We start from the raw sequence: 25,015 nt of genomic DNA, 5'->3' as shown, positions 1-25,015 counted from the left end.
CATGCTTACAACTTTGTGCATTGAACAATTTGCAATCGTGCAACACCTGGAATTAGATTTCACTCAGGGAATGACCGCTTTTACCGGGGAAACTGGGGCAGGTAAGTCGATTATGATCGATGCCTTGTTGCTGGCTTTAGGCGAACGCGCCGATGCGTCAGTAATTCGTCCCGGTCAGGATAAATGCGACATCACTGCAGGTTTTTACGTGCATCAAAATTCTGAGCCTGCACAATGGCTTGCCGAGCAAGATATTTCTTGTGATGATGGCCAAGTTTATTTACGCCGCGTAATTTATGCCGAAGGGCGTTCAAAATCGTACATTAATGGACAACCTTTTCCCTTACAAAAAATTAAAGAACTTAGCGAAAAGCTAGTGCATATTCATGGACAACATCAGACACAAACCCTGATGCAGCATGCCACCCATCGCCAGCAATTAGATCAGTACGCGAAAAATCATAGCTTGTGTGATGAAGTGGCTCGGCTTTATAAGCAGTGCCAAAAGGTTCAACAAGAAATGGATAGCTTACAAGGTTTAGAGCAACAAGCCGATCGCATCGAATTACTAAAATTTCAAATTGAAGAGCTTTCCTCTTTAAATTTGCAAGAGAATGAAATTGAGGCATTGTACCAAGAGCATCAAATGTTGCACCATGCGAAAGAATACCTGCAACATAGCCAACACATTCATGATTTATTAAATGCTGAAGATGAGCCGAATGTGTGTACGAGCTTAAATCATATTTTGCAATTGCTTAGCCAACTACCGCAAGAGCAAGCGCAAATCAAAAATACCTATGAATTAATTAATGGTGCTTTAATCCAATGTGAGGAAGCCATTGGTGAAATGCAACAATTTGCCGAGCGTGTGCATCTTGATCCAGAGCGTTTGCATGAAATAGAAAGCCGCATGAGTATCATTCATCAATTGGCGCGAAAATATCATGTTGATAGCAGCCAACTGGCAGAGCATGCACAACGCTTACAAAATGAATTAACCCTATTACAAGACCGCGAAGGTAAATTAGCAGAGCTACAACGAAAACACCATGATTTGGTGGCGGCTTATGAACAAGCGGCAAACAATTTAAGACGGGGCAGACAAGAGCATGCTCCCAAATTAGCTCAGGAAATCACCACCAGTATTCAACAGTTAGGGATGCCGAAGGGCTGGGTTGAAATTGACATAACCCCATTAGACAAGATGTATGCGCATGGGATGGATAAAGTTGAATATAAAGTATGCACCAATCCGGGTATGCAGCCTGATGCACTTAGTAAGATTGCCTCCGGTGGGGAACTCTCGCGAATTGGCTTAGCCATTCAAATGATCACGGCCCAACAGGGTTCAACACCAACCTTGTTATTTGATGAGGTAGATGTGGGCATTGGCGGTGTCACTGCGGCCTTAGTTGGACAAATGTTGCGTAAATTAGGCGAACGTTTACAGGTATTTTGTGTTACTCATCAGCCCCAGGTTGCGGCTTCAGCTCACAACCATTTTATGGTGGAAAAGAGTAGTGATAATACCCAAACATTCACCCGTATTTTCTTACTGCAACAAGCGGAAAAAATCGATGAAATCGCCCGTATGTTGGGCGGCTTAACAATAACAGAACAAACACGCTCACATGCACGAGAATTAGTACAGCAGAGCGCGTAGGTAAGTTTAGGTCCGTAATTGTTGACAAAAAATGTTAACAGAGTACGGGCCTGCAAAAAAAGGAACTCAGGAATGCAACTAATACCAATCATTCTTTGTGGTGGCGCGGGTTCACGCCTTTGGCCAGTTTCACGTGAATTACATCCTAAACCCTTTATGCGTCTTGCAGACGGACAAAGTTTATTTCAAAAAGCCTTTATTCGCGGAGCCTCTTTACCTAATGTACGTGAAGCAATGATCGTTACGAATAAAGAGTTTTTATTTAAAATGATTGAAGAAAGCTCTGAGGTCAATGCGAATCATATTGCAACCTCATACATTATGGAGCCTTTTGGCCGTAATACGGCAGCAGCCATTGCCTCCGCAGTACTGAACACCATTCATTTGTATGGTGAGCAGGCGATGATGCTTGTTTTGGCTGCGGATCATTTAATTCTGAATCAAGATGCGTTCCAAAGGGCAGTGAATGATGCTTTAGAGTTGGCTGGTAATGATAAGCTGGTCACTTTTGGTATTTCGCCTACTGAGCCTAAAACAGAATATGGATACATTGAAGCGGAAGCCAATCACGTAGTACGTTTCGTAGAAAAGCCCGCGTTAGACAAAGCTCAGGAATATTTAATTTCCGGCCGCTTCCTCTGGAACTCAGGAATGTTTTTATTTTCCGCTGGTGCCATGTTGCGCGCTCTTGAACAGCATTGCCCTGAAATTTTGCAGACAGTACGTACTTGCTTTGCTCAGTCGCACTTGGTGCATCATCAAAATGTCGTTGGTTTAGAGTTAGATGAAGAAACTTTTGCTCAAGTTCCAGATAATTCTATTGACTATGCGGTCATGGAAAAAGCTAAAAATATCGCCGTAATCCCTTGCCAGATTGGCTGGAGCGATGTGGGTTCATGGACATCTATTGATGAATTGATTGAGCCTGATGCGCAAGGCAATCGCCTGGAAGGTGATGGTGAGGTGTTTTTGCACGAAGTGACCAACTGCGACATAAGAAGTAATAATCGCTTGGTTGGCGCGGTGGGGCTTGATAATTTATTAATTGTGGATACCCCTGATGCGTTGCTCGTTGCCGACAAGTCACGGGCGCAGGATGTAAAGCATATTTATACCCAATTAAAAGCATGTGGTCATGAAGCCTATAAATTACATCGCACGGTATATCGCCCTTGGGGAACTTATACCATACTCGAGCAAAGCGAACGCTTTAAGATAAAACGTATTGAAGTAAAACCCGGAGCAAGCTTAAGCCTGCAGATGCATCATCATCGCAGCGAGCACTGGATTGTGGTCAGCGGTATGGCTAAAGTTGTTAATGGTGAAGAAGAGTTTTTTGTTGGCGTTAACGAGTCTACTTATATTCCCGTAGGCTGCAAACACCGTTTGGAAAACCCTGGAGTCCTTAATTTGGTGATGATTGAGGTGCAAAGCGGTGATTACTTGGGTGAGGATGATATTGTACGTTTTCAAGATAACTATGGAAGGGGTTAATTTTCATGAAACTCGCCTGTTTTAAGCCTTATGATATTCGCGGTAAGCTCGGCATCGAATTGAATGAAGAGCTTGCATACCGCATTGGTTTTGCTTACACGCAATTTCTAAACGCAAATTCTGTGGTGGTGGGCAGTGATGTGCGCCATAGTAGCGAACCCTTAAAACAGGCTTTAGCACGCGGCATCATGGATGCTGGGGCAGATGTTATTGATATCGGCATGACTGGCACCGAAGAGGTGTATTTTGCTACCTTCCATTTAAGCGTTGATGGAGGAATCGAAGTTACGGCCAGCCATAACCCTATTGACTACAATGGCATGAAATTAGTTCGTAAGGGGGCCGCCCCTATTAGCGGCGATACTGGTTTAAAAGCCATTGAAGAGCTGGTGCTAAAAAATGAATTTCAACCTGTTGCGCAAAAAGGACAATATAAGCAATTAAATATCTTGGATGCTTATGTCGAGCACTTACTGAGTTATATTAACCCACACCAATTAAAACCATTGAAACTAGTCGTTGATGCGGGTAATGGTGCTGCAGGACATGTTATTGATGCCATCGAAGCGCGTTTTAACGCGGCAAATATTCCCGTTAGTTTTATTAAGCTTCATCACGATGCGGATGGCGATTTTCCTAATGGTATTCCCAATCCCTTATTAATGGAAAACCGTCAAGCAACTGCAGCGGCGGTAAAGGCGCATCATGCAGATATGGGTATTGCCTGGGATGGTGATTTTGATCGTTGTTTCTTATTTGATGATCAGGGCGAATTTATGGAGGGATACTATCTGGTCGGTTTATTAGCCGAAGCTTTTCTCAAGAAACATCCTGGTGGCAAAATAATTCACGACCCACGCCTTACCTGGAATACTATTGATATTGCTCAGCGTGCCAATGGCCAGGCAATTCAATGCAAAACTGGGCATGCATTTATCAAAGAACGCATGCGCAGTGAAAATGCGATTTATGGTGGTGAAATGAGTGGGCATCATTACTTCCGTGATTTTGCTTATTGTGACAGTGGCATGATTCCTTGGTTATTAGTGATTGAGTTAGTGAGTCAAACTGGCAAGTCGTTAAAAAGTCTCATTGATGAATGTGTTAGCGCCTTTCCTTGCAGCGGAGAAATCAACTATGAAGTTGCCGATGCGATGTTAGTGATGGAGCGAGTAGAGGCTCATTTTTCTGCCTTACAGCCTAAAATAGACCGGACCGATGGCATTAGCCTGGAGTTTGAACAAATGCGACTAAACTTGCGCGCTTCCAATACCGAGCCGCTATTGCGATTAAATGTTGAAACACGTGGGAATTTGCCTTTGGTAAAGGAAATCGTAGACCTTGTTGAAGCACTTATATTGAAGTAAATGTTCTATTGAGTGTCCTGTTATTATGATTCATTTTATGGTAATTTACGTCCCTTATCATGTTTTTAAAGTAGGATATTTCAAATGCTTAAGGTAATGACCATTGTGGGCACCAGGCCTGAATTAATAAAGATGTCACGCGTCATTGCTGAGTTTGATAAGCATACAAACCATGTTTTAGTGCATACAGGGCAGAATTTTGATTATGAACTTAATCAAATTTTTTTTGATGATTTGGAAATCCGTAAACCTGATTATTTTTTAGAAGCAGCAGGAGATACTGCCGCTCAAGCCATCGCGCGCATCATTGAGAAAGCCGATGAAGTATTGGAAAAAGAAAAGCCAGATGCCCTTTTACTTTATGGCGATACTAACTCTTGCCTCGCGGTTCTTTCGGCTAAACGCCGTAAAATACCGGTATTCCATATGGAAGCAGGTAACCGTTGTTTTGATCAACGTGTTCCTGAAGAATTAAACCGCAAAGTACTGGATCATTTGAGCGACATCAATTTAGTGTTGTCAGAGCATGCTCGTCGCTATTTAATCAGTGAAGGAATACCAGCAGAAAGAATCATTAAAACAGGTTCTCATATGCAGGAAGTACTTGAGCATTTTATGCCCAAGATTTTACCATCAAACATATTGGCACAACTTGATTTACAACCCCAGCAGTATTTTTTAGTCAGCAATCATCGTGAAGAAAATGTAGACGTTCCCGAAAACTTGCAGGATTTATTAGATACATTACAGACTTTGGCACAAACCTATAATATGCCGGTGGTGGTTTCCACTCATCCTCGCACCAGAAAAAGATTAGAGAGTCTCAATGTCACCCAATTGGATTCGCGCATCCGCTTTTTAAAACCGTTTGGTTTTCTCGATTACATTAAACTGCAAATGGAAGCATTTTGTGTTTTATCTGATAGTGGCACAATTACCGAAGAAGCCTCTCTACTAAATCTTCCTGCGGTGACCATTCGCAACACGCATGAACGTCCAGAAGGAATGGATGATGCGACCTTGGTTATGTGTGGACTCAAATCAGCTAGTGTTTTGGATGCTGTGCGTATTGTCACCTCTCAACATAATCACAGTGCACGCACCTTTAACATTGTTTCAGATTATGAGGGTGGTTGTGTTTCGAAAAAAATGGTCCGAATTGTAACGAGTTATGTTGATTATATTAATCGAGTTATATGGTCAAAATAGAATAATTTTGGCATTCAATAATTTCAAAATTCATAAGGGAACAATATGAAATACCTTCTTATTGCACTTTCATCTTTTATATGGGTTTCTAACGCGTATGCTTATTTAGATCCTGGAACAGGTAGTTTAATCATTCAGTCCACTATTGCAGCAATTACCGGTGGTCTTTTTATATTAAAAACTTATTGGCATAAATTAAAGGCAAAATTGTTTTCCAGGAGTGAAAAGATAAAAGATGATAATGACAGCCAACAAGCCTAATCAATTTCTCAATAAAGTAGAAGGGCATCGCTCTTCTTTCCGTGATCCTTGTGGACAAGTCTATACGTTGAATGGGGAAATCTATCGTCAAATTACGGCAGCGGGTTACACCGACTATCAGCATCTTATGACGTCCGGATTATATAAGGACTTACAATCTAAAGGTTATTTAATTCCTCACCAGGAAGTTGCCCTTGAGTTTGCATTCAACCAACAAGCTCAAATGGTTTTAAAGCCGGAAGAAATAGGATTTATATCGTATTGTTATGAATGGTCCTTTTCTCAGTTTAAAGATGCGGCACTATTGACACTTGAAATTGCAAAACGTGCAATTGAATATGGAATGATTTTAAAAGATGCAAGTGCTTATAATATTCAATTCCATCATGGGAAACCTATCTTTATTGATACGTCTTCTTTTGCGCTCTATAAGGAAGGGGAACCATGGGTTGCTTATAACCAGTTCTGTAGGCACTTTTTAGCGCCATTATTATTAATGGCTAAAGTAGATATCCGCATGGGCAAGCTTACTCAGCAATATATTGATGGTATACCACTTGACCTGGCAAGTAAGTTATTACCTTTTAAAAGCAAGTTTTCATTTTCTATTTTTGCTCACATTCATGCGCATGCAAAAGTTCAGCAAAAATATAGTAATGCGGCCAATGTAAAAGCAACGCGCAGTCAGAAAATTTCTAAAATAAATTTACTTGGCCTGATTGATAACCTTAGCTCCCTAATTAAAAAAATAACCTGGTCGCCAATAAAAACCGAATGGGGTGATTACTATAATCAAACCAATTATTCGGATGCGGCAACCAAACACAAGGCCGAGACGGTTAAAGAATTATTTCTTCTTTCTGGAGCACGTTCTGCTTGGGATTTGGGGGGAAATAATGGTTATTACAGTCGGGTTATTGCCGATGCAGGAGCAAATGTTATTTGCTTTGATATCGATCCCATGGCAGTAGAGACCAATTATCAAAAAATAAAAAAGGATAAGGACCAATCCATTCTACCCCTACTACAGGATTTAACTAACCCCAGTTCAAGCTTGGGTTGGCAACAAACGGAGAGGGATGGCTTGCTTGAACGAGGCGGGAAGGTAAATTTAATTATGGCCTTGGCGTTAATCCATCATTTAGCTATTTCTAATAATGTTCCTCTTGAACATATAGCTGAATATTTCTCCGGATTAGGCGATTATTTGCTGATAGAGTTCGTACCAAAGGAAGACTCACAAGTTCAACGCCTTTTAGCAAGCAGAGAGGATATTTTCCCGAATTACCAGCTGGAATCTTTCAGAAATACTTTTTCTAATTACTATACCATAGTAGAGGAACGAGCCATTCAAGAAACTTCGCGAACACTTTTTTTGATGAAAAAAATAGGCTAGGCAAGGTCCCTAAGGTTTTTATAGTTTTTCAGATTACTTGTTCTGCCCCTCTGGGGCACTGCCATTAAGTTAAGCCGTCATCCCTTTGGGATGACTTTTTTCTTTAGCCTAGTTTAAATAGGAAGTTAGCTTTCAGCTACAACCTTACCTTTTTGGAAATTAGGCATCGAGTGTTTACCTAAATCAAAGTCTTTACCACTACGAATATAAATTGTACGCTGTGAGTCATCATGAGCGTCTGGTTTAGTTTTAAAAACAATATTTTTCAATAATTGATCTAATGATATTTGTGATAAATCATAAACTGGTTTATCTAAGGGGCTGCGGACTATAAAAAACGCGCTATAGTTTTTAATAATGTTTTCTGGGGTGAAAACATAGTTCAGCCGAATATCGGGTTCTTCAATTCTTGAACCATGGTCTCCGTGAATTATGATGGTACTGTCTGCAGCAGCTGGATTTTTTGCTAATACATTTAAAAACTTGTCAATTAACGCATGACTACAACTTACTTGTTCGAAATAAGCCTTTGTTTTATCTTCAGCTTCACCAAGATACTGACAATCTTTATTAAATACGTAGGGAGCATGCGGGAATAGCAGGTGAATAAAGTAGGCATTATTTCCTTCTACCTTTTTAGCAAGAGCCAATGCCTCATCAAAAGCCTGGAACGCAGCAGTTGAGGGAGATAGTATGCTTTGTGCTTCTAATCGAGGTAAATTAAGTTTGGCCCAAATTTTAGAGCGCTCAATTCGTGTAAAGTCGAGATGTAGTTTTTTAAATACCTGTTCTAATAGCCCTATCGATCGTTCTAGATTACTAAGCGATGGGTTGCCGGGTACAGGGGCTGTATGTTTGTAAGTGATGCATTCGGCTAAATTGAAGTTTTCCTTTTTTGTGCATAAGTCTAAATAAGAACTTTGTAGCACGTGAATAGAGTACCCTTGTTTCGATAACTCTTCAAATAGAGCATTTTTTGTAAGGCTATGCTTGTCCTTTTCATAATCATGTGAAATATGAGACTGTAAATCATCGATTGGTTTAAAATTTAAAAAACTTGCAAATGAGGCTATGGAACGAAAATCACGACTGTAAGTTTTACCATAGACTTTAAAACCTAAATTAAGGTATTTATCCCTTAAGACGCTAGCAAGTTTGTCTCCCTCATTTTCTGTGGATATTCCCTCAAGCCCTATATGTTCATCTAAAACAATTTCTATATAAGGTGCTAGATTTGCATTCGTTGTCTTTTTTTCCAGCTTGAATTGTTCCGTTGTCAGCAGAGGATGCTTAGGGATGAAAAGGCTCCCCAGCCAAAGTGTTCCAAAAAAAATAAATAATAGCTTGTCTAAATAATTGCGACACAAATATAAGAGGCCTGCAATTAAGACAGCAGCCAAGGCCGCAATGTAACGATATTTTAATCCGAAGGGTAATAGTGGGAGGATTTTAATCTGGCTGATAATGAAAAAAAAGAGCAGGGTAGTGGCTAATAGGATTCTGACGTATACGTTAGAAAAAGCCATAACAAATCCAGGAATTAATCCTAAAATGATTAAAATGAGCGAAGCAATTAATGCTCCAGAACTAAATTGATCGATACTGTTTTCTGCTAAAAAGGCGGTAAGCAAGGCCATAAGAAAAAAGGGTACAAGGAACAGATAGCGCCAGTTTTTTTGCAGAGTACTTAACATTCTAAACTCATCTTAATTATAAGGATCCACTTTTAAAGCGAGCGTTGATTTCAAAACATATCTAGGTCATGACATAAAGCTAAGCCCTGGTTTATAACACAGCTATTAGAATTTTTCTATGCACTTATCGGTAAAATATTTCTAGCTAATGCAATTAGATTTTGCATAATTAATTTTCTAAATTTAATAAAAATAGACTTCTGATGGGAGGTTTGAGACAATACCCTTCCTGCTTCAAAAGTCATTTCACGATAAATTTTTTTATTACGGATAATTTATGCTTCATATTGTAGTGCAGGTATTTTTTTTCCTTATTTTTTTTGTTATTGCGCTATTATCTATGCTCATATGGAAGCCATTTTTTAATATCCAAGCTACAAGTCATCATAATGAACAGTATTTAGAAGGGTTAAGAGGCATAGCTGCCTTAGCTGTAGTTGGCTGTCATGTGAATCAAATCCTTTTATCTTATTTGCACATTCCAGGGCTACCTGCCACCGGTAATCGAATTGGAGGGCTGGGGGTGCAGGTATTTTTTGCATTAACCGCCTATTTATTTATTGGAAAAGCCCTCCAGGGAACACTTGATTTTCAAAGCTTCTATCAAAAACGAATTCGACGTATAGTACCTCTTTATCTATTTTTGTCTTTATGCACCATTGCATTAAGTTTTCGCTTTATGGAAACCCCAATATTGAGCTACGTGGATATCTTTACGCGTTGCATTAACGTACTCAGTTTCGGTTTTATTGGTAATAATACCGATCTGTATCCGCCCACTTATGAGCTTTTAGTTTTTCAAAAATATAATGCCTTAGAATTAATAGGTGTTGCTTGGTCATTAAGCTATGAGTGGAGGTTTTATCTTATTCTACCTCTGATCTATTATCTTTCACTGAACTCTACCAAGCGAAAACTCACTCTTTTAGGATTAGTAATCATTTTAGCTTTACGCGATTTCTATACCTACCCTGCTGTAAAAGTTGTTTGGCCTTTTTTTATCGGTGGCGCTCTAGCCGCTTTAATCCTGCATTATTATCCCAAATTAGCGGAGTTGCGCTTTTCCAGGCTTTTTTCTTATTTAATCATTCCATTGCTTCTTTTTTCCGTTTTTACTAATGATGTCTTTAATTTTAAACATTTCATTTTAACTAGCTTGTTATTCCTCTGCATTGTCTTTGCTAAGCCTAAATTATTAACACTAAAGCCATTGGTTGCGTTAGGGCAAATTAGCTACAGTGTTTATTTAATGCAATATTTGGTATTAAGATTAGTTGACAAAACATTAGGCCCTCACGTATATCAGGCCCCTTTTTTTATAAAATTTGTAGTCTGTTTCTTAGTCATTGCGTTGCTTATCCCCTTTGCTTCTTTTACCTACAAATTTATTGAATTGCCAGCTATGCAGTCTCGATTTTTGCAGCAATTTAGTTTGGCGTGGGAGAGTCTTATTTATCGGTTGCAATTATTAAAAAATGGTCGCTTAAGAGATCTTGGTAAATTGGAATAAAGTTATATCCACAAGCCAGGCATGGAATATAGTCTCCAAAACAGGTTTAAAAGCCATGGAGTTTTTCTATCAACGAACATTTATAAAAAATTTGGTGGCAAGAATCATGGTTGCTTCTTATAATAGCCTAAAATTAAATCAGTCGTTGATAAGCAACCAATGAAACTCGATTTTGTTGTAAGTCCACGCTTAGAAAGTTACAAGGTTAATGAAAACTCATAATAAATTATTAAAGACATCATTTTTTTCCGGGCTATCAACCCTGGTTAAAATTCTAACAGGTATATTGAGCCTAAAAATAATAGCAATGCACACCGGTCCCGAGGGAGTCGCTATCTTAGGGCAATTTATGGCGTTGGTTAATATCTTTGCTACCATCGCAGGCGGAGGCATTGCTTTAGGCGTTATTAAGTACGTTGCTGAATATGCTAATACACAAGAACTTCAAAAGTTTTTGCCAACGGCAACGTTCTATACATTGTTTTTCTCACTTGCAACGATGCTGTTTGGCGTAACATTCAGTCAGGAACTGTCTGAATGGATTTTAGGCTCTACTGAATTTGCTTATTTGATGCGTTGGATGGCTGTTGCTCAATTATTTATTGCCATGCATTTATTACTTTGTTCTATTTTAAATGGCTTTGGCCAAATACGACTATTTATAACGGTTACCATCATAAGCAGTGTACTTAGTTTTATCATTGTGTGTGGTGTTGCGCTCTTATATCCATTAAAAAGTATTTTACTCGCCTTTGTAGTTGCTCAAGCATCGTCTGTTTTTATTTCATTGCTGTTTGTTTTTGGTAAGGATTGGTTTCGCTTCTTATTTTCTTTTAAAATCGAAAAAAAATATCTACCTAATTTATTGCGTTATTCATTTATGAGTAGCGTAAGTACCTTAACAGTGTCTCTTGCACAAATCATAGTTCGCAATGACTTAAATACTTTATTTAGTTGGGAAAACGTGGGTTATTGGCAAGCGGTTGTACGTTTATCCGATGCTTATTTATTGTTTGTCACTGCGGCTTTAACTACTTATTATTTACCGCGATTATCTGAGTTGCAGACTCCCAAAGCATTAAAACAAGAGATCACTAGTGCTTTTAGAACTCTTATGCCTCTTGTTGGCGTCATGCTTATATGTATTTACCTTTTTCGAGGGATTATAATTAATCTTCTTTACAGTAAAACCTTTACTCCTGCAACGGAGTTGTTTTCTTATCAACTTATAGGTGATTTTTTTCGCGTTGCAAGTTGGTTATTTACCTATTTGCTGCTGGCAAAAGCGTGGACAAAAACATACGTTATAACGGAAATTATTTTAAGTGTGGTTTTTGTTGGTTTGAGTTATTCATTTTCCAGGAGCTATGGATTAATTGGTGTAACTTATGCTTTTGCATTAACCTATCTTATCTATTGGCTACTCATGGCCGTTGTTGCGGTTTTTTATTTTAAGCAGGAAAGTAAAAACTATAAATTGGCAATTAATTAAATCAGCTAACTCAACGTGAACCATCTCTAAGTGGATGTAGGTTAGTTCATAGCCCAACATGGCGCTCTGAGGTGGCTTGAGGTCTTGTGGACCTACAGCCACCAAGCGGATAGGTTAGTACAATTCTGTGGGAGCATTATCCAAGGCATTTTGAATAAAATCCAATTTCAGAAGCATGTCTTTTATCTCAGGCACGCTAAGTTGCTGAGTATTATGTGACGTATAATCTTCAAAATCAGAAATATGTTCCTCACCTTCTACAAAATATTTATTATAATTTAGATCCCTGTTATCCGCTTGAATACGATAATATCTTCCCATATCTTCTGCTTTAGCCATTTCTTCGCGAGAAATTAACGACTCATACAGTTTCTCTCCGTGACGAGTTCCAATAACTTTAACTTCACTGTCACTTTTAAAGAGTTCAATTAATGCTTGTGTTAAGTCAGCAATGGTTGAGGCCGGAGCTTTTTGAACAAAAATATCACCCTGATTGGCATGATCAAAAGCATGCAACACCAAATCAACAGAATCTTCTAATGACATTAAAAAACGGGTCATTTTAGGATCGGTCATAGTTAATGCTTTTTTTGCTTTTATTTGATCTACAAAAAGCGGGATAACCGAGCCTCTTGATGCCATCACATTTCCATAACGGGTAGCACAAATAATGGGGCCATTATTGGTAACAACGCGTGATTTTGCGACAACAATCTTTTCAGCCATCGCCTTGGAAATACCCATGGCATTAATTGGGTAAACTGCTTTATCTGTGCTTAATACTACTATTTTTTGCACTCCTGCAGCAATTCCTGCGGACAAAACATTATCGGTACCCAGAACGTTAGTACGCACTGCTTCCATAGGATAAAATTCACAGGAGGGAACTTGTTTTAAGGCTGCTGCATGAAAAACATAATCCACACCAGTCATCGCTTCAGCGATTGCTGAATAATCGCGTACATCACCAATATAAAACTTTACTTTGTCATTTTTTAGCTCATTACGCATATCCTCTTGCTTTTTTTCATCACGGCTAAAAATGCGTATTTCACGTATGTTAGATGTTAAAAAACGTTTTAAAACGGCATGCCCGAAGGAGCCAGTTCCACCAGTAATCAGAAGGGTCTTATCATTGAACATGCTAAATTAACTCCACATCAAATTTTTTGATTCATACATTAAGGTAATCAATTCTGGCCAAGCCGGAGCAACATAACCGGTCGCCTCTTTAAACCGCTCTCCATTCAGAGAGCGATCAATTTTAACTTCTTCATCTGCTACAATATTTATTTTTTTCTTATAGATCTCAGCAATCAATGAAATCAACTCATATTTATTAATGGGATTTGCAACAACATGATAAAGACCACAAAGTTCAGGTTTAGGAATAACATAATCACGCATCACTCGCGCCAATTCAAAAGTGGGCAAACCTGAGAAAATAGCGTTCACATAGCCTTTGGCTGTACTTTGTTGTGAAAGAAACCATTCAACCAAGGCTGCCTTACTATTGAGTTCATGACCTATTATTGAGGTACGGATGGTAATCGCATGCGGAAACTCCGTAAGTTCGCCAATAAATTTTGATTTACCATATAAGTCCTCTGCATCTGACTTATCGTTTTCGGTATAAAACCCTTTATCCCCTGAAAAAACACAATCGGTGCTAACGTGAATCAAGCGCGCTCCAGATAGACCGCACAAGTGGGCGAGTCGGTGCGGGAACATGGCATTGATGGGTAACGCAGATAAGGGGTCTTTCGCGTTTGATAATTGCTTAATCAATCCAATACAGTTGATAACAATATCAGGGCGAACTTGTGCAAATACTTTACATAACACATCAAAATCAAGTACATCGATATCAGAGATCAAATGAGAATGGCAAGAACTTGGGAAATACTTAAGATTTTCCCTGCTCCTTAAAGTACCCCAAACTGTAAAATTACTCTGTTGCTGGTTAAACGTATGAAACACTGCACTTCCCAGCATACCGGTTACACCTAAAACCAGAATTTTCAAATTAGTTTACCTCTATTTAATTTTATTATTAAGAATTTCAATGAGTCGATGACTTTGTTTGGTCATTTCAAAATGTTCAAGAAAGTATGCTCTCCCTGCCTGTCCCAATTGTTCACGCTCTGCAGCAGGCATATGATATATTTTTTCTATGTTCTTAGCTAGCGCAGTGGCATCCTCTGCTGAAGATACCAATCCGGCTTGCGCATTTTCGACGACTCTCGCTCCCTCACCATTTAATGCAGCCAAAATAGGACGACCTGCTGCTAAATAAGCTTGGACTTTACTTGGAATTGTGTAAGAAAAAATTTCATCTTTTTTTAGGGTTACCAAAAGAGCTGCTGCTCGAGAATAAATAACGGGCATAAGAGATGCGGGAAAGCGGCCAGGAAGTGATATATTTTTAATTTCTCTTTGGGTTATTTGCTGATGCAACCAATCACTCATGCTTCCATTGCCAATCAAAATAATTTTACATTGTGGTAAACACGCTATTTTCTCGGCGGCATTAAGAATGGTTTCTAATGCCTGAGCAGTGCCTAAATTCCCGGCAAAAACAAAGCAAGTATTAGATTCTAACTCTGATAATAAAGCAGCAGGCACATCTTTAGCAGACATAGATTCTGTTTCTGGAGGCTCTAAAAATAAATTAGGATAGTAGCGAACCTTTTCCAGGGGGGTGTATTTTTCCATCATCGCCGGGAATTTTTTTGATTGAACTAATAAGGTATCCGAGGCAGCATAAATTTTTTTTACCATATATCCTATTAATCGCAATAAATGCTTATTTTGAATAAATCCGGTCGCTTGCACACTTTCGGGCCAAAGATCCTGAACCCAAACGGCAAGATGTGCTCGTAAACGCCATTTTAAATAGATGGCAGGAATCACTGAGGTAATTGGAGAGGGGACAAATACAAAAATAGCATCAAATTTCTTTTTCTTTACAAATCGAGGAAAATAGATGAGACCACTTAAGATAAAAGAAAGATAATTTAATAATAATTTCTTACCCCCTTTTCCTCGTGGTAAAAGTGGTGCTCGGTGAACTGGAATCCCAGAAAAAAACTCTGTGGTACAGCCCGAAGAGGAATATCCCTCAAAAATAGTACCTTCAGGATAATTAGGTTTACCAGTAACAACCTCTATTTGATGTCCTTGAGCCGCAAGGCATTGTACTAAATCATTAATAATGAATGTTTCTGGCCAAAAATATTGTGAGACAACTAAAATTTTCACTTATTTCTTCTATTGATTTGGTTGAATTTTACTATCTAGCGCTTCATGGTTCCATAATGAAAAAGCTATCCAATGGCAGATGTTAAGAGATTTTCTCACGGAGTACAACTAAAGAAACTCAGTGAGTGAGATTCCTGTTAAATTGTTCTTATCAAAAATATTGATTAATTATTAAGAAAAATGCTTCAGCATGTCCACAACAACATTGTCCCATGATTTTAAATTTATCGGTGAAATATCACTTTTTTTAACGTGAAGAAATGACCTGTTTATATTATGAATAGATCTTGTTTCAAAAGGAAGGCACGATAACAGTTCCCTGTGGGGAGCAATATCAGAAATAAATGATTCATTAGCAAAAAAAATGCCTTCTGATGCTGCATTATACGAGTTTTCTATATAGGTGGTAGAAATGTAATATTCTGATTTTTGTAAATATTCAATAACACGTTCTCGTTGTAGCAATCCAGTCATTATCACCTGCTTATTTTCCTGAATATGCTTTGGGACCATTTTTTTATTACCAATTATTACTAGTTTTAGGCCTGGGTTTTTTTCTTTAAGGGTTTCAAAAATACCAAATGAGTCTTCAATAGCTTTATATCGATAAGTGCCGAGTACTACAGCAATATTCTCTTTTTCTATAGCGGAATCAGATGAGATATATTTTAACTCATCATCACTACCATTAACGGACACGATTAATTTTTTCAAAGAATGGGGTTTTATCAAATCAATCGAAAATTGTGATTCCGCTGAAATGATATCTGCATTATTAAAAGTACTTACAATTCGTCTCCCAAGATAACCAAGCTTTAGCTTATCAAACAAAGAAAGAGGGATATTTTTTGAACCAAGAGGTAAAACATTGCTTAAATGAAACCAATTTTTTTTGCCAAAAGGAGTATAAATAGGTATTCCATAGGAATAATAGACATCAGGAGTCCCTAGCTTTCTCTTAACCTCCTCTAAATAATTACAGTCATTAAACACGCGTTGTAATTTAGATTGCTTTACAACAATGAAGCGATTCTGTGGAAATTCAGTAATTAAATATGTGCAATGAGGATGGATAATAAACGTCGCTCCTCCATTTTGGTTAAACCATTGTGCGTAAGCAAAAAGTCTCTTAAAACCGCCTCCAGAATAGGAGACTGCAAAATTAAATAAAAAATTGTTATTTCTCATTAAGTATAAATTCCTTATTTTTTTGCTCTAAGATATTCTTTTGCGAATTGACTCACTGCATATATGTAAAGAATCAACAGGGGTAAAATTAGTGTCCAAAAGCTTATTAGACTTATAAGTTCGAGCTAAATTAGCTGCGAAGTCTAGCATAATAAAAAAACAAACACCAAGAATAGAGTTTCCCCAAATGAAATGATTCCTCCTTCAAACTTATTCCATTTTGGAAAACTCTCCTACTGGTAATTAGACTATGGTATTGATATAATTTTTTCCATAAGGAAGTTATGTTGTGTCGTAGATTTTAGAGCGTGCGTAGTAGCTGTTATTCATGGTTGTATGAAAAAAATAGAAACATGTAGTCTTTTTAATATCTACAGATAGATCTTATATAGTCAATCTACCTTGGAAAAAGAGCTAGGTTACTTACGGCTTCAAACGGAATTTCCAAAATAGCCTTTACTCAGATTATACTCGAGAAGAACAGGTTGATCATTAGTTCACGGTAATTGGTTGTTCCATGCGCAATATCTGTATTTCTGAGGCATATATTTTAAGGCCCTTTGGATTAGTTAGAGTGGCTTATGCTTTTGCTCTAACCTGGATTATTTACTGGATTTTTATGATGAGCATTTCTTTGTTTTATTTTAGTGGTAGGGATAATCATGAGTGATAGTGTAGAACAGTTAGTTTCAATAGTTATCCCTGCATACAATGCTCTCCCTTACCTTGAGGAGGCAATAGAAAGCGTTTTAGCTCAAGACTATCCCCATATTGAGCTTATTGTCTTGGATGATGGTTCTACAGATGAAACAGCGGATTTTTTAAAAAAATATCAAGGACGTTTCTTTTATGAAACTCATCAAAATATGGGACAAGCTCGAACCTTGAACAAAGGATGGGCAATGAGTCAAGGTTCCATTATCGGATATTTGAGTGCAGATGATACGCTGGAGAAAAACGCGGTAAGTCGTTCAATACGCGAGTTCAATAAACATTCCAACATCGTATTAACTTATGGTGATAATTTTTTAATTGATAATCAATCTAAGATTATAAGAAAACTTACGACGCCTGATTATGATTACTATCAAATGCTTATTCGCGGCATTACCCCCATTGCTGTAGGATCTTTTTTCCTGAAATCTGCGTTTAGTAAAATAGGGGGATGGGATAGTAACTACTCTTTGCTTGGTGATTTTGAATATCATATAAGACTGGCGACGCTGGGAACTTTTAAAAGGCTGCCTGAACTTCTTGGTCGTCATCGAGTACACGAACAATCAGCAAGTTTTGCAAATACCTCAACTGAGCGTGCTAATGAATTTGTTACATTAATGTCAGCTGTTTTAAAAGATACGACTGATAATAAATTACTAGAATTGGCACCATTAATTCTAAGTCAAGCCTATTTAATTTCTGGCAGAACGCACTGGCGGTCAGGGAGATATAAATTGGGAATGAAATATTTTTTCCAAGCGATGAAACTGGCACCCCAGAAACTTACAAAAATAAATACATATCATATTATTTTTAATGCACTTTTTAATAAAAGTCTGCATCGATTTTTTAGGATAATAAGAAATATATTCACTCAAAAGATAGGAAAAGTACTGTTAGTAAAAAAAACTGAAAATTGACACGCGTAAGAGAGCACGTAAGTGGGTATAAGATATACATAGGCACAGGCGTGTGCGTGTACGATGGCTATAAAATCATTCACGGACGATCTTCTGGTTTTCTGACGGATTTTACGAGCGAGATAGAGAGAAAATAAATGCAAAGCAAATTGATGTCAATGAAGTATTCGATCATTTTAATAATGGGTTTGTTCCTTTTCTCTTTATGTGGTGTTTCTAGTTATGAAGGGTCTGCCTTTTATTATTCTGTGTTTAATTTTATATGGCTAACATTATTAATGTCATGCTTATCTCTTTCTCAGAGCTATTTATTTTTCTACTTAAAAATCATGTTATTTCTAGGAATTTGGCTGAAATTAATGTTTTATTTAGTATTAGGGGTAGATTTTTTAGAGCCTACGGGCTATTGGAACGATGTTTCCAACATAGGATTGTATTGGGACAGGGCTTTAATGGTTGCAAGTTATGCCGCTTTAGGTATTTTAGCCGCTGATTTTGCATTTTATCTTTATCGCCGCTTTTTTTATCACAATAATGATGCTCTATCATTAAAAAAGCAAACAGACGTAGTACCTATGTGGTATCTAAAAAATCCTGGAAAAATTTGGGGTTTGCTCGTTTGTATTTGTTTGGTAATAAGTTGTATTAATTTCAAAACCCATTTTTATATGGTCGGTCTTTTACCTACAGTTATTTTTCCTTTCCACCTTAATTTTCTGTTAACTTGGGGCTTGATATTCTTTTTACCCTTATTAATAGCCCATTTAATGGGATGGGACGCCATAGCGCATAATTATAAAAATTGGCATTATGCTATGATTATTGCATGTTTGATTTCCATAACTGCTTTAAGCCGCTCTATTTTAATCGTGTGGATAGTTCCATGCTTTTTTATTTTATTTAAAGAGGGGGCTTATAAGTTGGTTACGCAACATAAAAAATTGTTGATCACTTATGTTGCTCTTGCAATTATTTCATTATGTTCGGTGAGTATGTTGCGTAGTTATTATTTTTATGCCCCCTTACACAAGCCCACATCTATTAATGAACAATCTGATGGCTCAATGCTGAACGAATTAATAGCTCATAATAAATCCAATTTAAAATCTCAGTTGCAACAAGTGATGTCATTACCCGTTAGTCGGTGGATAGGGATCGAAGGAATTTTGGCTACAACTGCCTATCCTGATGGTGGTACAGATTTGTTTAAAAAGGCAATTTTTCAAAAAACAACGCAAAAAATCAGTGTTTATTCGAAGGTATCTCAGAGTTACCTCGACATAAACCAAGGAACAATATTTTCCTCATTACCTGGCTTGATAGGCATTTTAAATTATTCTAATAACTACATGATAGTAGGTTATGGTACTTTTATAGTTTGTTTATTGATGTGCTTTATCCAATTTTTCTATTATCGATTGGGGTTAAATACATATTTCTTATCGCTGCAAGGTTTTTTGTTAGCATTTTTTTTGACAGAGTTGAATATCCCTTATTTAGGCGTAATTAATCTTTTTGAGTTTATTTTAGCCTCATCATTGTTAGTACTCATTCAGAAGTCTCATATATTGTTTCCGAGAGCCTTTTCTATGATGCGGCAAGGACTGTTAAAAAAAGAGGGGGCTTATAAGTTGGTTACGCAACATAAAAAATTGTTGAGCACTTATGTTGCTCTTGTAATTATCTCATTATGTTCGGTGAGTATGTTGTGTAGTTATTATTTTTATGCCCCCTTACACAAGCCCACATCTATTAATGAACAATCTGATGGCTCAATACTGAATGAATTAATAGTTCATAATAAATCCAATTTAAAATCTCAGTTGCAACAAGTGATGTCATTACCCGTTAGTCGGTGGATAGGGATCGAAGGAATTTTGGCTACAACTGCCTATCCTGATGGTGGTACAGATTTGTTTAAAAAGGCAATTTTTCAAAAAACAACGCAAAAAATCAGTGTTTATTCGAAGGTATCTCAGAGTTACCTCGACATAAACCAAGGAACAATATTTTCCTCATTACCTGGCTTGATAGGCATTTTAAATTATTCTAATAACTACATGATAGTAGGTTATGGTACTTTTATAGTTTGTTTATTGATGTGCTTTATCCAATTTTTCTATTATCGATTGGGGTTAAATACATATTTCTTATCGCTGCAAGGTTTTTTGTTAGCATTTTTTTTGACAGAGTTGAATATCCCTTATTTAGGCGTAATTAACCTTTTTGAGTTTATTTTAGCATCATCATTGTTAGTACTCATTCAGAAGTCTCATGTATTGTTTTCGAGCGCCTTTTCTATGCTGCAAGGACTGTTAAAAATCGAAGCACAAAATAGCTGTTGAAAGTGATTGTTTTATTGCATTCATTGTAAAAGAGAAACAAGTGCCCCTAATAAATTTCGTTGAAATTAACTAGGGGTATCATCGTAATATTCCACCATAAAGTAAACGTGAAAAAAGCAAATAAAATTGACAAATCTTTTATCGATCCCGGCGTTAAAAGCATAAAAGAGCGCTAATGAGTTTAAAATTACTATGACTATAGCTGGATTGTCATAAGCTGATTAAACGGCTTGTTGAATTCATCGATGCATTTTGTTTTGTGAAGTGAACTGATCTGGCCAAGTAAAATGGTACACTCTAGTAACCTGGTTGCTTGCAACCAGGTTTTCATTATCAACTATCTTTTCTTACTCATAGAACTTCTTTTGCCTACAAGCATCCATTAAGTCGAAGGCAATGCTTCTGTTTTCTCGCAATATTCGGGCACCAGTTGCACCAATAACTTACGTAACTCCCGCTCATTCATGGTGTGACATGCCTGCTCAATCGCATCAAAAGCATGTATCAATTGCTGCCAATCCATAACGCGATGTTTGGCTTGTAGAATTTTTTCGTGCATCGTTGGGCGTAGTTGTTCTGTTTCATGAAAAAGTTCTTCATACAGTTTTTCACCTGGGCGCAGACCCGTGTATTTGATTTGAATATCACGGTGTGGTTCTTTCCCCGCGAGTCTTATTATTTGCTCTGCCAGATAGTTAATTTTAATGGGATCGCCCATATCCAGCACAAATACTTCGCCGCCATGGCCATTCACCATCGCTTGCAAAATGAGCTGGCAAGCTTCCGGAATCGTCATGAAATAGCGCGTAATATCAGGATGAGTTACCGTTAACGGTCCACCTTCCTTTAGCTGTTTTTTGAATAGTGGTACCACACTGCCAGCAGAACCCAGTACATTACCAAAGCGAACGGTAATGAATTGAGTTGCGAAATGCCCATTGAGATTTTGACAATAAATTTCAGCTACACGCTTGGTAGTACCCATTATATTGGTTGGGTTAACTGCTTTATCAGTAGAAATCAGAATAAATTTATTCACATTAAAGTCGACACTGGCTTCGGCAACGGCTTGTGTGCCCAGCACGTTATTCATGACTGCGATGCGCACTTGCTCCTCAAGCATGGGTACATGCTTATATGCCGCGGCATGAAACACAATTTGTGGTTTAAATTTTTCAAAAAGCTGATTAATCGCATGCTTATCCAGAACCGAAGTAAGACTGATATGCAGTGGGAGATTTTCAAAATTCTGTCGTAACTCATGTTCAATTTGATAGAGATTGAATTCGGAGTTATCAATAATGATTAGTTTCTCTGGATTAAGTTTGGCAATTTGTCGACATAACTCGGAGCCGATGGAGCCGCCACCTCCGGTTACCACCACTCTTTTTTCATAAATGGTAGTAGAAATTTCATTCCATGCTAATTCAATTTGCGCACGCCCTAATAAGTCTTCTAATTTAATCTGCTCTAGCGCTGTAGGGCTTGAGCCTTCAAGGATCTTCATTAGTGACGGTAATATTTTTACAGGATAAGCGGTTGCACTGCATTTTTTATAGATGTCTTGTAAATGTTCCTTGGGCAATGAAGGAATTGCAATTAATAGTTCATCTGCCGGATAACGCTGTATGAACTTGGGGGATAATAATAAATCAGTGGAACCTATAATGGGGTGATTTTGCATTAAGGTACCATGCAGCAAGGGGTTATCATCGAGTATGGCGACAATTTTGTAGGGATTTAAGCGTGTATCATTTTCGCGTAAGAATAAATTTGCGCCAGCTCCCGAACCAATTACAATCAAGCCTGTTCCTGGTGCCCGATTTTTGGGGGTGGATTGTAAATGTTGGCGATAAAAATAACGACTTGACAGGATAAGAATTAAGGTTAATTCTGGATAGAAAATAATTTCTGAACGCGAAATTAGCGCGAGCCTATTAAAGAGGAACTCCAGAAAGAAGAATAAAATCGAGCCAGTCAATACGGTATAAATGTTTCTTTTTACATCTTTGGTGGAAGCATTTTTCCAAACAACCGCATACACACGAAAATATTTAATGGAAATAGTAAAGGCTACGGTAATGCTTAGCCATTGTGTCAGGGAAAATGTATCAGGCTGTCCTGAAATTAACGAATGGACAATAAACCAACTAAATAGCGCCATGGTTAAATCATGGCCCATGACGAACCAGGCCCTTGAATTCCTAATCAAACTTTTCTTCATTTATGCCTCTCTTGACGCCTGAATTTCCACTAGGGGCTATTTATTATGTGAACAGCCCTAATATCGCTTAATTTGCGAGCTACTTTATCATATTCTTAGTAGTTCTTGCGATTTTTTTAGAGTAGGTAACCGTGTATTTACGCGGTGAAATCTGACTTTTTGTGGTGTAAACGGTTTAACACCTTGTTTTAATTTAATTATTTGAGTTCATCTAATTAGTCTTAAACATTTTTAATAAATAATACCGATGAATTACCGCGGCGTGACCGCGGTATCCATAAGTTCGAGTGAGAGGCAAGGGCACTCCAGATATCACTATCATGTAATCTTTAACTAGCCAATGTTACCCGTTGTGATAACTCTTCAACAAAGATTTGAGTAGTCGTCTTCTCATCTTTATGCGCAAATAAGCGATGTTGATTATATACCGGTTTGGTTTTTTCTGAAGTAAGTATCTCGTCTAAATCTTTACTCTTGGCACGACGTATTTCTTGTTGCAACGCTCTAAGCGCTATTTCCTTCTGTGCTGCCGTCTCAGCGCCAAACCATACGCCATTTAAATGTTTTTGTATGTGCTTTTCAATCAATCCAACCGTATGCTCTGCTCGCCAATTTTCAGATAGATCGAGATTAAGCTCTGGTTGCTGATTTTTTGCTACAGGGTCAAGGGAGTGTGGCTTTACCTCCTTATTAACAGGAATTAGCCAGGCCGCCATGGAATCCCATTTGGAGGCTAACATATCCAGCGGTGTTGCCAGAGCAAACAATATTTTTGCCGGAATGTCGAGATCATAACTGTGTTCACCTTGTTCGCGGAGCCGTTTGTTTAGCATTTTTTGCGTAAAGGTATTAATGTCCTCAATGTCTTGTGGTGCAGAGGCCTTTCCTACATGCCCACGTCCAATGAAATAGTGTGCATCTTCAAAGCCTTCGCTAATAAAAGCAATTAATGCCGCCCAAATTTGTGGAATTCCCGGCATCCGATCGGCGGTTAGTGCAATACTGACTAAATGTCCCATAAACAGCATTATACGCAATGGAGTAATGGTTAGTGCTTTGATAATTCTGAATGGATTAAATACCTGGAGCCAGTTTTTATTTTCCCATAGGCCATTCCATGTTTCTTTTATTGAATCATAGGTACTAGTAGATGAATTGGTCTCTTCTGCATAGATGGATTTGTCTAACTTTTCGATTGACTCAGCTGTATTTTGAATATTAAAACCCAGAGCCGAAAGTCCTGTAATCAAAGGGGTTATAACTCCCATGACAAACTTGGGCATTTTACCCATCCAGTCGAATAATGGACGTGCATTCGTTGCGATAGTCCACCAAGTGCCTGCAGTACAAACTGTAAGGGCGATTGCTAAGCCCACTAGCAATGCGGACATCGACGCCATAAACAGGTTACGCACAGAAAAGCGCTCTTCTTTAAAATGCTTGTGAATTCTCGTAAACCAGTTCGTGATGGTGTCATTATTAATAAGATCGGTAACTGTATTGTATGTCAACAAACCATAAGCCGCTCCCGCAACCGCTGCCATAGGCACAATTATAAGCGGCCAATAAGCAAAGGGGATAACGGCAATCCAGGGAATGGCACTAAAGGCTTCCATGATAAGGTAGGTACTTCCTAATCCCATAAACAGAGAGGAAAGCGAGCTAAATGCGGCAACGATTTGGACGTTTCGACGTCGTTTTTCGAAATCAGCTTGCCAGGCAGCTTGATTATGTTGGCTTAACCAAACGTGTAATTGGTTTGTACCCTCTGAAATAGGCATGTTTTCTGCGTTGGAAAATAAGTGCAAGGCAAATTGTTGCTCCATCTCCTTGAGTAATTTCTTAATATGTTTTTTCTCTGCTTTATTAGGTGCCTTTTTAAGCTTTAATTGTAACGCGGCATAATTTACAAAAAAGGGTGGGCAATCTGGGTGGTTGATGTTTTTAGGGAAGTGCTCCAGCAAAAATTCTTTTGCCAGCTGGTTTTGCAAGTAATTGTATTTAAAAAGTTTACTTAGAGCGCCTTTGATATTTTGTAAATAAATTTCTGCCTCATAGGCTACGGAGAGTACGAATGTTGCGATCGCAAAAGGCAAAACAGGAACAAGGGCAAACATGCCGCTAAAGCTTAAAAGACCAAGAATTAAGCTAGCTCCAGTGGTGAGCAGGATAAGAGCAAGATTATAGGGAATTTTTTTTGTGTTCATTGTTAACCATTTAACCTGTTAGCGAGCATGGATAAGACTTTACCCCAAATGAGAATGATTATCA

17 protein-coding genes are annotated in these 25,015 nt (G+C 38.0%); 10 read left to right on the top strand and 7 right to left on the bottom strand.

Features of this window, described 5'->3' with window-relative positions:
- Position 1: 1 nt before the first annotated feature.
- The 6 genes from recN to ACQY7T_RS02440 all read left to right on the top strand — a co-directional run bounded on the left by recN (position 2) and on the right by ACQY7T_RS02440 (position 7,393).
- Entirely contained in the window at positions 2-1,666 is a 1,665-nt protein-coding gene (gene recN / locus ACQY7T_RS02465) for a DNA repair protein RecN (RefSeq protein WP_428411132.1), read from the top strand.
- Between the two features lie 72 nt (positions 1,667-1,738).
- The gene (locus ACQY7T_RS02460) at positions 1,739-3,160 is read left to right on the top strand and encodes a mannose-1-phosphate guanylyltransferase/mannose-6-phosphate isomerase (protein WP_428411131.1); all 1,422 of its coding nucleotides are present in this window, start codon (positions 1,739-1,741) and stop codon (positions 3,158-3,160) included.
- 5 nt (positions 3,161-3,165) lie between these two features.
- Positions 3,166-4,527, top strand: a complete 1,362-nt coding sequence (locus tag ACQY7T_RS02455) for a phosphomannomutase CpsG (RefSeq protein WP_428411130.1) — start codon at positions 3,166-3,168, stop codon at positions 4,525-4,527.
- 84 nt (positions 4,528-4,611) lie between these two features.
- A complete protein-coding gene (gene wecB / locus ACQY7T_RS02450; RefSeq protein ID WP_428411129.1) occupies positions 4,612-5,736 on the top strand; it encodes a non-hydrolyzing UDP-N-acetylglucosamine 2-epimerase in 1,125 nt (374 codons plus the stop codon).
- Between the two features lie 45 nt (positions 5,737-5,781).
- Complete coding sequence (locus ACQY7T_RS02445; RefSeq protein ID WP_428411128.1) at positions 5,782-5,997, top strand: hypothetical protein; 216 nt, start codon at positions 5,782-5,784, stop codon at positions 5,995-5,997.
- Positions 5,978-7,393 carry an SAM-dependent methyltransferase gene (locus ACQY7T_RS02440; RefSeq protein WP_428411127.1) on the top strand — a complete coding sequence of 472 codons (1,416 nt, stop codon included), beginning with the start codon at positions 5,978-5,980 and terminating at the stop codon, positions 7,391-7,393. Before ACQY7T_RS02445 ends, ACQY7T_RS02440 begins: the two co-directional genes overlap by 20 nt.
- Before the next feature lie 125 nt (positions 7,394-7,518).
- On the opposite strand, the gene ACQY7T_RS02435 is transcribed toward ACQY7T_RS02440, so the two are convergent.
- Entirely contained in the window at positions 7,519-9,087 is a 1,569-nt protein-coding gene (locus ACQY7T_RS02435; protein WP_428411126.1) for a sulfatase-like hydrolase/transferase, read from the bottom strand.
- Between the two features lie 277 nt (positions 9,088-9,364).
- Between ACQY7T_RS02435 and ACQY7T_RS02430 the strand changes: the two genes are divergently transcribed.
- Both ACQY7T_RS02430 and ACQY7T_RS02425 read left to right on the top strand, forming a co-directional pair.
- Entirely contained in the window at positions 9,365-10,597 is a 1,233-nt protein-coding gene (locus ACQY7T_RS02430; RefSeq protein WP_428411125.1) for an acyltransferase family protein, read from the top strand.
- Positions 10,598-10,805: 208 nt separating this feature from the next.
- Positions 10,806-12,089, top strand: coding sequence for an O-antigen translocase (locus ACQY7T_RS02425; protein ID WP_428411124.1), 1,284 nt, complete (start codon positions 10,806-10,808; stop codon positions 12,087-12,089).
- 114 nt (positions 12,090-12,203) lie between these two features.
- Here the strand turns inward: ACQY7T_RS02425 and ACQY7T_RS02420 are convergent, their stop codons facing one another.
- The 4 genes from ACQY7T_RS02420 to ACQY7T_RS02405 all read right to left on the bottom strand — a co-directional run bounded on the left by ACQY7T_RS02420 (position 12,204) and on the right by ACQY7T_RS02405 (position 16,538).
- Positions 12,204-13,232, bottom strand: a complete 1,029-nt coding sequence (locus tag ACQY7T_RS02420) for an SDR family NAD(P)-dependent oxidoreductase (RefSeq protein ID WP_428411123.1) — start codon at positions 13,230-13,232, stop codon at positions 12,204-12,206.
- 6 nt (positions 13,233-13,238) lie between these two features.
- Positions 13,239-14,114, bottom strand: a complete 876-nt coding sequence (locus ACQY7T_RS02415) for a dTDP-4-dehydrorhamnose reductase family protein (RefSeq protein ID WP_428411122.1) — start codon at positions 14,112-14,114, stop codon at positions 13,239-13,241.
- A 12-nt stretch (positions 14,115-14,126) separates the two neighbouring features.
- Positions 14,127-15,350 (bottom strand): glycosyltransferase family 4 protein, encoded by a 1,224-nt coding sequence (locus ACQY7T_RS02410; RefSeq protein WP_428411121.1) that lies wholly within the window; start codon positions 15,348-15,350, stop codon positions 14,127-14,129.
- Positions 15,351-15,521: 171 nt separating this feature from the next.
- A complete protein-coding gene (locus ACQY7T_RS02405) occupies positions 15,522-16,538 on the bottom strand; it encodes a glycosyltransferase (RefSeq protein WP_428411120.1) in 1,017 nt (338 codons plus the stop codon).
- Positions 16,539-17,200: 662 nt separating this feature from the next.
- Between ACQY7T_RS02405 and ACQY7T_RS02400 the strand changes: the two genes are divergently transcribed.
- Both ACQY7T_RS02400 and ACQY7T_RS02395 read left to right on the top strand, forming a co-directional pair.
- On the top strand, positions 17,201-18,175 hold the full coding sequence (locus tag ACQY7T_RS02400; RefSeq protein WP_428411119.1) for a glycosyltransferase: 975 nt from the start codon (positions 17,201-17,203) through the stop codon (positions 18,173-18,175).
- A gap of 359 nt (positions 18,176-18,534) precedes the next feature.
- The gene (locus tag ACQY7T_RS02395; protein WP_428411118.1) at positions 18,535-20,520 is read left to right on the top strand and encodes a hypothetical protein; all 1,986 of its coding nucleotides are present in this window, start codon (positions 18,535-18,537) and stop codon (positions 20,518-20,520) included.
- 382 nt (positions 20,521-20,902) lie between these two features.
- Here ACQY7T_RS02395 and ACQY7T_RS02390 read toward each other — a convergent pair whose 3' ends face one another.
- Positions 20,903-22,744, bottom strand: a complete 1,842-nt coding sequence (locus ACQY7T_RS02390) for a polysaccharide biosynthesis protein (protein WP_428411117.1) — start codon at positions 22,742-22,744, stop codon at positions 20,903-20,905.
- A 329-nt stretch (positions 22,745-23,073) separates the two neighbouring features.
- The gene (locus ACQY7T_RS02385) at positions 23,074-24,951 is read right to left on the bottom strand and encodes a hypothetical protein (protein ID WP_428411116.1); all 1,878 of its coding nucleotides are present in this window, start codon (positions 24,949-24,951) and stop codon (positions 23,074-23,076) included.
- Between the last annotated feature and the right edge of the window lie 64 nt (positions 24,952-25,015).

Source organism: Legionella sp. (genome assembly GCF_965140895.1).
Lineage (GTDB): Bacteria > Pseudomonadota > Gammaproteobacteria > Legionellales > Legionellaceae > Legionella.
The sequence above is the reverse complement of the archived record's forward strand: the minus strand, read 5'-3'. Positions and strand labels throughout refer to the sequence as shown.